11 protein-coding genes are annotated in these 11,760 nt (G+C 40.1%); 1 reads left to right on the top strand and 10 read right to left on the bottom strand.

Annotated features, from left to right (window positions below):
- Positions 1-169: 169 nt before the first annotated feature.
- From EDC17_RS13340 to EDC17_RS13295, 10 genes are all read right to left on the bottom strand, one after another.
- Complete coding sequence (locus tag EDC17_RS13340) at positions 170-820, bottom strand: hypothetical protein (protein WP_132778558.1); 651 nt, start codon at positions 818-820, stop codon at positions 170-172.
- Complete coding sequence (locus EDC17_RS13335) at positions 801-1,547, bottom strand: metallophosphoesterase family protein (RefSeq protein ID WP_207895766.1); 747 nt, start codon at positions 1,545-1,547, stop codon at positions 801-803. Before EDC17_RS13335 ends, EDC17_RS13340 begins: the two co-directional genes overlap by 20 nt.
- A gap of 279 nt (positions 1,548-1,826) precedes the next feature.
- Positions 1,827-2,255: a hypothetical protein gene (locus tag EDC17_RS13330; protein ID WP_132778556.1), complete on the bottom strand. Its 429-nt coding sequence runs from the start codon at positions 2,253-2,255 to the stop codon at positions 1,827-1,829.
- A gap of 117 nt (positions 2,256-2,372) precedes the next feature.
- A complete protein-coding gene (locus EDC17_RS13325) occupies positions 2,373-3,746 on the bottom strand; it encodes a DEAD/DEAH box helicase (RefSeq protein ID WP_132778555.1) in 1,374 nt (457 codons plus the stop codon).
- A 137-nt stretch (positions 3,747-3,883) separates the two neighbouring features.
- The gene (gene rpmA, locus EDC17_RS13320) at positions 3,884-4,147 is read right to left on the bottom strand and encodes a 50S ribosomal protein L27 (RefSeq protein WP_132778554.1); all 264 of its coding nucleotides are present in this window, start codon (positions 4,145-4,147) and stop codon (positions 3,884-3,886) included.
- Between the two features lie 44 nt (positions 4,148-4,191).
- A complete protein-coding gene (rplU, locus tag EDC17_RS13315; protein ID WP_132778553.1) occupies positions 4,192-4,503 on the bottom strand; it encodes a 50S ribosomal protein L21 in 312 nt (103 codons plus the stop codon).
- A gap of 135 nt (positions 4,504-4,638) precedes the next feature.
- On the bottom strand, positions 4,639-5,289 hold the full coding sequence (locus tag EDC17_RS13310) for a DUF421 domain-containing protein (RefSeq protein ID WP_132778552.1): 651 nt from the start codon (positions 5,287-5,289) through the stop codon (positions 4,639-4,641).
- Between the two features lie 7 nt (positions 5,290-5,296).
- Positions 5,297-7,852: a DNA ligase D gene (gene ligD / locus EDC17_RS13305; RefSeq protein ID WP_132778551.1), complete on the bottom strand. Its 2,556-nt coding sequence runs from the start codon at positions 7,850-7,852 to the stop codon at positions 5,297-5,299.
- A gap of 15 nt (positions 7,853-7,867) precedes the next feature.
- Positions 7,868-8,650, bottom strand: coding sequence for a non-homologous end joining protein Ku (gene ku / locus EDC17_RS13300; protein WP_132778550.1), 783 nt, complete (start codon positions 8,648-8,650; stop codon positions 7,868-7,870).
- A gap of 16 nt (positions 8,651-8,666) precedes the next feature.
- Entirely contained in the window at positions 8,667-9,653 is a 987-nt protein-coding gene (locus EDC17_RS13295) for a DNA topoisomerase IB (RefSeq protein ID WP_132778549.1), read from the bottom strand.
- A 260-nt stretch (positions 9,654-9,913) separates the two neighbouring features.
- Between EDC17_RS13295 and glmS the strand changes: the two genes are divergently transcribed.
- A complete protein-coding gene (glmS, locus tag EDC17_RS13290; protein WP_132778548.1) occupies positions 9,914-11,755 on the top strand; it encodes a glutamine--fructose-6-phosphate transaminase (isomerizing) in 1,842 nt (613 codons plus the stop codon).
- Positions 11,756-11,760 lie beyond the last annotated feature (5 nt).

Raw genomic sequence — 11,760 nt, 5'->3', positions numbered from 1 at the left:
AAAACTAAATTTCAAAATGACAAAGAACGAGCTAGCCTTAATGGGCCAAATTTGTTTAATTTTTAAAACGTCCCGATTTTAATGGGACACTAGTGGGTTATTCTATAAAAAAAGTTGATAATATCGTGGAAATACAGCAGTACATTGCTATTCACAGACTGTACATCCCCTATTTACGGATATAAAATTTAGCGCCTAATGCAAGACTTATATATCTTAAATTTTTAAAATACGTATTCTGAACACGGGCGATTAGATTGAAATCGCTGGCGTGAAAATCGTAATAAAACTTAACCCGATTGAAATAAGACGTTGTCGACTGCAGCGTATAATCTATATCCTGACCCAAGAAAATATTAAACCTCAATTTTGTCGAAAACGTATAATAGTTACTGGGGTATTGGTCGGGTGCGCTAAACCAAAATTGTCGTCCACTGGTGGTGCTTGCATAGATACCTGCACGCAAGGGGTGGTAATTGAAATTATCATTCAGCGTGATTCGAAAAGGCGTATAGGTTTGCCTCAGCGTGAAGGTAAATTTCACATGGTCGGTCTCATATTTGGGTACAAAGCCTACTAAAACATCGGTAGACCATCTTTTATTTTTGCTATAATCCCAACCAAAGCCCGCAGAAACCAATCCTATTCCTCCCGCAGCCTGCAGCATATAGTTGGATGGAACGAAACGAAATGAAGGCAGCTGAGCAATCGTATCCGAAGAAACTAATGTAGGTGCATCAGATGCTGTGAGCGCAACAGGAAGCGAGAAAAATAGAAAAATAAATAGTAACGAACGATTATTAATAAGTAACCAATTCATGTGTATAGGAATCTTTGATAATAGTAAAAAGGATGTATTGTCTTTTGCCGATGTTAGGCGTTTGGTAATAGATAATACCGTCATCAAATACATCTACTTCCTTGTAATTATGTCCATGACCATGTGCACAAAAAAGCAAGTTTGGAAACTGCTTAAGGCTGTGCTGAAAAAGATCGGAGACATTATTATTGAACTGCTCGGACGTAGGCTGGGCATGCATCAGCGCAATGGTATTGCTATATTCCCCCACGTTCTTACCCTCTTCCTGTTTGATAAAACCAAAATTGGGGATAGGCTCCGAATAATTTGCCTCTAAAGCATTGGTATTGAGGAATAGGAATTTAGTATCGCCCGCAATAAAACTAAAATTAAGCGGTCCGAAAACTTTTTTATAAATCTCGTCACCATTGGCCAGATAATCGTGATTGCCCACTATTACCACGTAAGGATGCTTTAGGCCATTCAGAATGTCGCGCTGCCACAGGAATTCATCGGTGAGTCCAAAGTCTGAAATATCACCACCATGAACTACAAAATTAACGTCATCATCTTGATTGATGTGCTTCACAAAAGCCTCTAGCTCATCGTACCAGCGCTGCGAATCGCTCATAAAGGCAAAACGGATGGTATCCTTCCCTTTAAAAGATTTTTCGATGAATTCTATATTCTTGGCATTCACATTCGTTTCGCCAACAATTTTTCCATCGTAAGGATGTACTTCGAACATTTCGCAACTGTGCAAAACAAAGGTAGCCGGGATAATAAAAGGTGCTAACCACCTAAATAAATTACATTTCATAAGTCTGAAGTAGATGTGTCTCTTCACTCACAAATGTAGAAAAACGACTGTGGGATTTGGAATAAGAAGTATTTTATTACGGTCAGATGATGATAGCGTAGAAAAAGATATCAAACAAACTCTTGTACCTAAATTTGAAAGAAGAATTGGGAATTGGTAGGATTATTTATATTCTGCTAATTTGGAGCTCGTTCTTACTACTCTTGATTACAATTTTTCAATTTGGTTGATGGGGACGTATTTTCTTTTGGGATTATCGAATGTTATAGTGTTTTCGGGATAAGTTAATATGCCCATAAACTCTATCATTGGCCCTCCTCCTTCGACATAATTATCTCCTTGTCTAAGCAATACAATAGGCGCTCTTTTCTTTTCCTTCCATCGATATGGAGTATAAAGATTATCCCCAATTAAGGTATCGCCTATAATGTTGCCATTGATCTTACCAACCACAGGTGCGCCTCCCCATTTGGTGTGAACCACCTCACCGTAGAATCTATTTTCATGAATGACCAATCTTAATCTGGACGTGTCACTTCCGTCAATATGGATATAATATTTTCCCTTTTGATTCTCTACTTTATTAGAATTACAACCAAGCAATACGAATACAATAAGAAAAATAAATTTTGTCATATATAAAGATAAAAAACAAATGCTAGACTAAAGCTCTGAAAGCTAAATCTGTTTTGCTAAAACAACAGTAAAAATTGATAAAACAATAAACGGGAAGCAAATGCTTCCCGTTTTGTTTTATCTTGTTCTATTATTTCTAGATCGATTACCACCCGAACGTGATGACGAAGAACCGGCATTTCCACCTCCGCCTCCAGCATTTCGCTCTTGGTTTCTTCTTCTTTCCTTACTGGTAGGCTTCACTTTCTTTTTGTGACGCATATCCGGTTTAGCACCCTCTTTCGGTTGTTCCTTTGCACCTTTTCCTTTACCCTTCGACGTACCGAATTGATTTTTCTCTACAAACTGTGGAGACATACTCAATCCTTCCATTACTTCTACAGGCAATTCAAAACCGATAGTATATTGAATATCCTTGATGTATGGAATTTCTTCCACATCACACAGAGAGATAGCAAATCCCGATGCTCCTGCCCTTCCCGAACGACCGATACGGTGTACGTATGACTCAGGCATATTTGGAATCTCGTAGTTGATCACATATTGCAACAAGTCAATATCAATACCACGTGCTGCGATATCTGTCGCAACTAGAACTTTGATGTCTTTCTTTTTGAAAGCCTCTAATGCATTTTGACGTGCATTTTGAGATTTATTACCGTGAATAGCTGCCGCTGAAATTTCGTTCTTGTGCAACAATTTTACCAGGCGATCTGCACCATGTTTTGTACGCGCAAAGACCAACACATTATCATCAACACGCGTATTCAACAACTGTAATAATGCTTTTGGCTTATTCGCCTTCTCAATATAATAAAGCGTTTGTTGGATCGTTTCGGCAGTCGTAGACTCGGGCGTCACTTCTACTTTTACGGGATTGCTCAGAATCGAATCTGCTAAAGCTTGAATTTGCTTAGGCATCGTCGCTGAGAAAAACAAAGTTTGTCTTTTTTGTGGCACTAACGACAATACACGTTTCACATCATGTATAAAACCCATGTCCAACATTCGATCTGCCTCGTCCAAGACTAAAATTTCAATTTTGTCTAGCCATACCAACTTTTGCGATACTAAATCTAACAAACGTCCTGGAGTAGCTACTAAAATATCAACGCCTTGACGGATTTGTTGCACCTGGCTAAACTGATTTACACCACCAAAAACAACCGCATGTTTCAATTTCAAATTCAAACCGTAGGACTCGATAGACTCATTAATCTGAATCGCCAGCTCACGCGTAGGCGTCAATATCAACGAGCGAATCGTACCACGTTTGTGGTCCTTTGGTCTGAAATTATTCAGTAATTGTAAGATAGGAATAGAAAACGCAGCCGTCTTACCTGTACCGGTCTGTGCACATCCTAATAAATCCTTACCTTTCAAGACCTCTGGTATAGCTTGTTCTTGAATCGGTGTAGGGTTTTGGTATCCCTCTTTTTCGAGCGCATCCAATATTGGCGCACTGACTTTTAAATCTTTGAAAGTCTTCATTTAATGTATTATGAGGACCTTATCAAAAATCTGAAAAGAGCCTCGAGTTAAAATATGAGGGATAATTAATAGCATAATCCCTTCAAAAACAAAAGCCGCCAAGTAACTTAGCGGCTCTGTGATATTGTTAGGTAATCTTAGTTTTGCTCAGTAGGAACTACTGAAACGTAAGATTTGTTGTTTGCTTTTTTGCGGAAAACTACTGTTCCTTCAACTAATGCAAACAAAGTGTGGTCTTTACCGATACCTACGTTAGCGTCAGGATTGTGAACAGTTCCACGTTGACGTACGATGATGTTACCAGCGATTGCTTTCTGACCACCAAAAATTTTGATACCTAATCTCTTACTATGTGACTCACGGCCGTTCTTCGAACTACCCGCACCTTTTTTGTGTGCCATTTCTTTATCTTAATTTAAGACTCGCGTCTGATTAAAAATTCTGATTATAAACTGATACCAGTGATCTGGATTTTAGTGAATTGTTGACGGTGACCGTTTTTCTTTTTGTAGCCTTTACGACGTTTTTTCTTGAAAACGATAACTTTATCACCTTTCAAATGAGACAAAATCGTTGCTGAAACTTTAGCACCTGAGATACTTGGAGCACCTACAGTGAATTTGCCGCCATCTTCTGCCAACAATACTGTGTCAAATTCAATACTAGCGCCTTCATCTCCTTGTAAACGGTGTACAAAAAGATATTGGTCTTTTGCAACTTTAAATTGCTGTCCTGCTATACTTACTATTGCGTACATTGTTATTTATTTAGTTTTCTTTAATGAGTTGCAAAGATAGCGCATAGTTTTTAATTATACAATTATTTTTTACTTTTCGGAAAGTCAGGTTAAGTGGTTCAAGAATCCACATATCGCAACTACTTACTCACTCTATTAAGAAATCCTTTTTGTACACATAGCTAAAGTCCATTTTTGATGCTTACATCGCGGACATGTAGCGTGAATGGCGGACAATTCTTGCAGCACGTGCCCACAATACATACATGCGCAGGGTTGATCCTGCGGCAATGATTTTATTTCTTGATATCTATTAGGAAAAAGCGGCATTCCGTATTTCACATCTTCATCCGCATAATACAAAATACTCAATGTGGCGTCGGGCTCTAAAAGTGCATAGCGCACCTGCCCCAAATGTTCTACAGATTGATTGCGAAGCTCCGCAAAAAATTCCATTTGCGAGAAATCGCCATCTTTCTCGTGCTTCATATCAAACTGTCCCTCGCAGACAATAACCATGGATTTCCCTTCCAGCATCTCGTGCAAAAATGTCCACTTAGAACTTATCCAAGTAATGATTTTATATAGAATTACTATGGTGAATAATACTGTTACACCATGCAAAATAGGCACATCATCCTGAAACATCGGGTCACCCGCCGCAGACCCCATTCCTAAGATAATAGCCACTTCGAACAATGTCAACTGCCGTACCCCTCTCCGACCAGACAACCGCAGCACCAACAAAATGACCAAAAACATGATGCAGGTGCGATACAGTATTTCTAAAATAAAATCAGTTTCCATATTCTATTTATTTCTCGTATTCTAGATTCTTGATGGCTTTGAGAATGTCTACACCCTTTCCCAATACCGGCTTGAAAATATCGCCCATCTTTTGCACGCGCTCCAAGGCATTGTAAATATTAAAATCACCCGGCCTCATACCCGTTTTTAATTCTTCCCATGTGATCGGCATAGACACGGACGCTTCCTTCTTAGGACGCAAACTATATACACTGGCCAAAGTCTGACCGCGACGATTTTGTAAATAATCCAAGTATATTTTGTTTTTGTCCCGCTTTTGAAGGCTTCTTTCCAGCGTCGTCAACTTCGGTAATTTCATTTGTACCATCTGCATGAGCACATGCCCGAAATCTTTCACCTGATCAAAGGCATACTTTGCATTCATGGGCACATAAACATGAATACCCGTACTTCCGGAGGTCTTCGCAAAGCCTTCTATCTTTGCTTGATCGAGTATATACTTCACCATCTGAGCCGTTTCGATGACATCGTCAAACGTATTATTGTCCGAAGGATCTAGGTCCAACACCAAATAAGAAGGCTTATCCAAAGAGGCAGTCTTGCTCGTCCAAGGATTCATCTCGATACAACCCAAGTTATTGAGATAGGCCAATGTTGCCTTATCGTTACAGACTATATAGTCAATATACTTGTCCGTGCTCTCTGAAAATACTTCTTCGCGTGCTATCCAATCAGGTGTGGCTTCTGCCGCATCTTTCTGGTAAAAACTCATACCATGTATACCATTCGGAAAACGATTTAAGGACTGAGGTCGATCTTTGAGGTGCGGCAAAATAAATTTAGACATACTCTGGTAGTAATCTATAACCTCCGCTTTCGTTATTTCTAGCTCAGGGAAATATATTTTATCCTGATTGGTCAATTTCAGTTTTTGACTACCGATGGTTTTGCTGATATCCTTTTTTGATGTAGATGATGATGTTGTTTGTGTTTTCATAGCTTTTGATGTTTTGGTATCGCCTAGTTTGTCATCTGCAGAGAAATACACTTCTTCCTTATCTTTGTCCTCACGCAGATGCAAGAAAACAGGATGTCTATAGATGAGATCCTTGGTGAGTTCGGTAAATTTAATTTCGGCTACAAGTTCAGGCGTTAACCAGGTGGTTTTCCCGTTGGTCTTAGGTACTTTGGGGAAAGGCGATGTTTTACGAACCAAGGGAAGCATTTGGCTGTGCAACTCATTTAAATCTTTCTCCTTGAAACCTGTGCCCACATGACCACAAAATACAAGTTCATTATCGAGATATTTTCCTAAAACCAAAGACCCAAACTTGGTACGTGAACCTTTACCCTCGGTAAATCCGCATATCAAGGCTTCTTCCGTCTGTTCGATTTTAATTTTCAACCATTCAGAAGTACGTACTTTGGGTGAATAATAAGAGTCAACCTTCTTCGCAATAATACCTTCCAAACCCAGGCGTTGTGCTTCTTTGAAAAAAGCCTTGCCATGTTCAAGAACAAAATCATGATATTGCACCACTTCATTGGCTACCAATGCTTCGCTGAGCAATTCTTTACGTTGCAGATAGGTCAATTCCTGTGTAGAATGTCCATTGAGCCACAATATATCAAAGACCTGAAAAATAACAGCCTGCTGATCATCCTCGTCCAAATGTTGTATACGCTGAAAACTCGGCTTCCCCTGTGCATCATAAGCTACAATTTCGCCATCCAGCACCATTTCATAAGACTGAAGTTTCAAGGAATTATAGATTTTTGGAAACTTGCGCGAAAAGTCCAAACCATTGCGGGAATACAATTGTACTTTGTCATTACGTAGATCAGCGATGGCGCGATAACCATCCCACTTTATCTCAAAAGCCCATTCTTTACTGTCAAAGGGCTTCTCACCGATTTTACAAAGCATCGGCACCACCGTCTCGGCAAGCTTCCGCTCCTTCCCATTGGAGCTGCTTGCTTTGGGCAGTAGAATTACTTTTTCTTTGCCAGTGGATTTACTTTTTTTTTTACTTTCTAAGTAAGCGGTGACTTTAGAATCCTTATCTGTATATTTTTCGGCATCGTATTTTTTAGTGACAGCATGATCATCGTTGTGCTTGATGAGTAGCCAAGCATTTTCCTGATTTCCGTTTTTAATTTTCACCAAAGCAAACTCACCTTTCAATTTCTCACCATGCAGTACCACCTTGAGCGAACCCTCCTCCAATTCCTCAAGCATAAGTTTATCCAGCGATTTGTCCTTGCTTTTGTTTAGCGGTTCATAGTAACCCTTATCCCATATTTCCACTTCCCCCGCCCCGTAATTGCCTTTGGGAATCGTGCCTTCAAAAGTACGGTAGGCAAAAGGATGATCTTCGACCATCATGGCCAAGCGTTTGTCCTTAGGATTCAGCGATGGCCCTTTGGGAACGGCCCAACTCTTGAGCACACCATCCACCTCTAATCGAAAATCATAATGCAGGCGGGAAGCAGCATGGCGCTGCACGACAAATTGCAATTTTTTACTTTTGCGCGATTTTTTGCCTTCCGGCTCTGCCGTTTCTTTAAAATTTCGCTTTTGATTATAAACCTCAAGTCCCATAGCATCCCTCCTTTATTATCCGGCACTTTTCTTTCCTTTTTCCAAACTCGCTTTGAGCATTGCCATCAGATCCGATGCTTTGGCATCCTGCTCTTTTACAGGCGTTACTTTCACTTTCTTACCTTTGGCCTTTTGTTTTATAATTTTGAGCAGTTGCTCATTGTATGTATCCTTATATTCAGCAGGCTCAAAGGGCTTGGCTAGAGATTTGATAAGCGACTCGGCCAATTTGAGTTCGGCTGGCTTGGGCGCTGCCTTGCGTGTCGGAATATTGAGATCCGTATAATTGCGCATCTCCTCCGGATAACGCATTCTATTCAACATCAGCACCTTATTGTCATAAGGACGTATCAATGCCAATATTTCGCGCTCACGCATTACAAAAGAACCTATTCCGCCCATCTTGGTTTTTAGCAAAGCTTTGAGAAGCAAGTTATAGGCCGCCTCACCGTTTTTCTGTGGCTCCAGAAAATAAGGCGTTTCGAATAATGCCGAATCAATATCAGCTTCCTTAACAAATTGAGTAATGGATATAATTTTTGATTTCTCGGGGCTTGCAGCTTCAAAATCTTCATCTTCCAATACGATGTATTTGTCATCGATCTTATACCCTTTGACAATATTTTCCCAAGCCACCTCCTTACCCGTTTCTTCATTCACGCGCTTGTATCGGATATTGCGCAAGTCTTTTTTGTCCAACATATCCAAATCCAAGGTACTGGATTCGGTGGCGGAATATACTTTGATAGGAATATTGACCAGTCCGAATCCTATAGCTCCATTCCAAATTGCTCTCATAATGATTCAATTTATATTAGTTCAATCTTCGTTTGAGCAGACATAAAACACCCAACTCCTCTACCGAAAGATTTTCACTCTTCTTTAATAGTCTATCTACTTCTTTTTTAAAATAACATAAGGTCTTGCCTTTGGTGTAATTATCAATAATACGAGGGTCGATATACGATTTTCGCGCAATAGCCGGCGTATTTCCCAAACGCTCACTCACCGCAACTACAGCTTGACGGATATTCTTACTCAAATTGCGTTGATCGACTTCTTCTGTAGCTCCAAGCTCATCCAAACTCATCGCGGCAATTACTGTTCCTGCCCAAGTCCGAAAGTCTTTTGCAGAAAATTCTGGTCCCATGATCTCTCGGATATAAGCGTTAAGATGCTGGCTCTTCACATCCTGAATATTGCCGTCTTCATCCATAAATTTGAAAATCTCATAGCCTGGCAAATCATCAATTTCGCGTACGATTCGTGCCAATTGTGCATCAACGATTTGCTTTTCTTGCTTCTGCGCTGACTTACCTACATAATTGAAAGTAAGCCTATCCCCCTCAATCTTGAGGTGTTTGGACCGTAAAGTTGTCAACCCATAGCTTTTATTCTGCTTGGCATACACATCGCTACCGGGCCTAAAAAAAGCAACATCCAGAAGACGAACCATACAGGCTAAAACTTTGTTGCGATCGAGCTTCCGTTTACGCAAATGCTGTCCTGTTACTAACCGCATATGCGGCAGTTTGTTTGCAAATTGTAGTATTCGGTCAAATTTCTTTTGCTCCTGACGCAATCGGAAATTACTGTTGTAGATATATTGCTTGCGGCCTTTGGCGTCATACCCCGTTGCGCGCACCTTCGCGCGCGGTGAGTTATTGATCTCTACATGGGTCCATGCGGGAGGAATGACAAGAGATTTGAAAAACTGCAACAGCTCTTTATCTCTCACCGTATTCCCGTCTTCATCCTTGTACGAAAATCCGCGTCCATTTTTATTTCGTAAAAAGCGCATAGTGTAGTTTCCTTGAGTAGTAAAATATGAATTGAATACTTTGACTAATAAACTATTGAAAGGCAAAAAAGTTCACGACATCCTTCGAGGCTCTATTGGAATAGATGAGGAATATGAGGAAAGTAAATATTGAGTTATTTAATTTTTTTATAATGTTATTAAAATTTTTATTAAGCCTCAATACATCGAAAAGCATCGAACAATCGGTTGCGTTATCTATATTTGCCTCCCTATTAACAATATAAACTAAACAAAAACATATGTGCGGAATAGTAGGTTACGTTGGACACAATCAGGCCTATCCATACCTTATCAATGGATTAAAAAAATTAGAATATCGCGGCTACGATAGTGCGGGTATTGCACTTCATAAAGGCAGCGAATTGCAAGTAGTTAAAAAAAGCGGTAAAGTAGCGGCATTGGAAAATGCATTCGGAACACTGGACACTCACTCCACCCTAGGAATAGGTCATACACGCTGGGCTACACATGGTATTCCATCCGATTACAATGCACACCCCCATTATTCGAACTCCGGAAATCTTGCGCTTGTTCACAATGGTATCATTGAAAATTATGCTTCCATCAAAGAAGAATTGTTACACAAAGGATATACTTTCCAAAGTGAAACCGATTCAGAGGTACTTTTAAATTTTATCGAAGATATTCACATTAATAATGAATGCACGCTGGAAGAGGCCATTCGGGTGGCACTCAAAAGAGTAACCGGCGCATACGTTATTCTTATTTTATCCAAAGACCATCCAGACACATTATTTGCTGCGCGCAAAGGAAGTCCATTGGTGATTGGAATTGGCAATGGCGAACATTTTTTGGGTTCTGATGCTTCACCTATGTTGGAATATACCAAAGAAGTGGTATATATCAATGATTATGAATTAGCGATCATCAATCCCGACCAACTGATTTTGAAAAATTTGGGGAATGAAATCTTGACTCCTTATGTTCAAAAATTAGACATAGAACTCGCAGCTATCGAAAAAGGTGGTTACGAGCACTTCATGATAAAAGAAATCCATGAGCAACCGCAAGCAATATTTGATTCTTTGCGTGGTCGATTGGATGCAGAAAACCTTTCTATTACACTCAGTGGATTAGAGAAAATAAAGGATAAATTAACTGCAGCTCGCCGTATCATCATTGTAGCTTGTGGTACAAGTTGGCACGCTGGTCTTTTGGCAGAATATTGGATTGAAGAACTTTGCCGTGTCAATGTAGAAGTAGAATACGCGTCAGAATTCCGCTATAGAAACCCGATTATTTCTTCCGACGATGTGATTATAGCCATATCACAGAGCGGAGAAACTGCAGATACTCTTGTTGCCCTTGAAAATGCAAAAACACAGGGAGCCACCATTTTCGGTATTGTCAATGTAGTAGGCTCTTCTATTGCGCGTATTTCCGATGCAGGCATTTATACCCACGCTGGACCAGAGATTGGTGTTGCCAGTACAAAGGCTTTTTCGGCGCAATTGACCGTATTGCTATTATTCGCAATTAAACTTGCGGAGTACAAAGAAACAGTCTCGGAAGATCTAAGAAAAGAACTAATCAAAGAATTAAGCATCATTCCTGAAAAGGTAAAACACATCTTGGATAGCAGCATCGACAATATCAAAGAAATTGCTGTAAAATATCAACACGCCACCGACTTTCTTTTCTTGGGACGTGGATATAATTTCCCTATTGCCCTAGAAGGAGCGCTTAAACTTAAAGAAATATCCTACATCCACGCAGAAGGATATCCTGCTGCAGAGATGAAACACGGCCCTATTGCCTTAGTGGATGAAACACTTCCTGTGGTATTCGTCGCCACCAAAGACCGCGTACATGAAAAAATTGTCAGCAATATGCAGGAAATCAAAGCACGCTCGGGAAAACTCATTTCTGTAGTGACGGAAGATGACCAACTTGCTATTGATTTGTCAGACGAACATATCAAAATACCTGTGAGCCACGAAATGATCGCTCCTATCCTGGCTGTTATTCCACTTCAGCTATTGTCTTACTACGTAGGTATCGAACGGCAAATCGATGTTGACCGACCCCGTAATCTTGCAAAATCTGTTACTGTAGAATAAGTAAT

The sequence above is a fragment of the Sphingobacterium alimentarium genome, from assembly GCF_004342685.1.
GTDB classification, from domain to species: domain Bacteria; phylum Bacteroidota; class Bacteroidia; order Sphingobacteriales; family Sphingobacteriaceae; genus Sphingobacterium; species Sphingobacterium alimentarium.
Note: the sequence above shows the minus strand (reverse complement) of the source record. Positions and strands in the feature narration are given on the sequence as shown.

What these genes read in the sequence shown, in the direction of transcription:
- EDC17_RS13340 (WP_132778558.1), bottom strand. Translation starts at nt 820, where the DNA reads ATGAATTGGTTACTTATTAATAATCGTTCGTTACTATTTATTTTTCTA.
- EDC17_RS13335 (WP_207895766.1), bottom strand. Translation starts at nt 1,547, where the DNA reads ATGTTCGAAGTACATCCTTACGATGGAAAAATTGTTGGCGAAACGAAT.
- EDC17_RS13330 (WP_132778556.1), bottom strand. Translation starts at nt 2,255, where the DNA reads ATGACAAAATTTATTTTTCTTATTGTATTCGTATTGCTTGGTTGTAAT.
- EDC17_RS13325 (WP_132778555.1), bottom strand. Translation starts at nt 3,746, where the DNA reads ATGAAGACTTTCAAAGATTTAAAAGTCAGTGCGCCAATATTGGATGCG.
- rpmA (WP_132778554.1), bottom strand. Translation starts at nt 4,147, where the DNA reads ATGGCACACAAAAAAGGTGCGGGTAGTTCGAAGAACGGCCGTGAGTCA.
- rplU (WP_132778553.1), bottom strand. Translation starts at nt 4,503, where the DNA reads ATGTACGCAATAGTAAGTATAGCAGGACAGCAATTTAAAGTTGCAAAA.
- EDC17_RS13310 (WP_132778552.1), bottom strand. Translation starts at nt 5,289, where the DNA reads ATGGAAACTGATTTTATTTTAGAAATACTGTATCGCACCTGCATCATG.
- ligD (WP_132778551.1), bottom strand. Translation starts at nt 7,852, where the DNA reads ATGGGACTTGAGGTTTATAATCAAAAGCGAAATTTTAAAGAAACGGCA.
- ku (WP_132778550.1), bottom strand. Translation starts at nt 8,650, where the DNA reads ATGAGAGCAATTTGGAATGGAGCTATAGGATTCGGACTGGTCAATATT.
- EDC17_RS13295 (WP_132778549.1), bottom strand. Translation starts at nt 9,653, where the DNA reads ATGCGCTTTTTACGAAATAAAAATGGACGCGGATTTTCGTACAAGGAT.
- glmS (WP_132778548.1), top strand. Translation starts at nt 9,914, where the DNA reads ATGTGCGGAATAGTAGGTTACGTTGGACACAATCAGGCCTATCCATAC.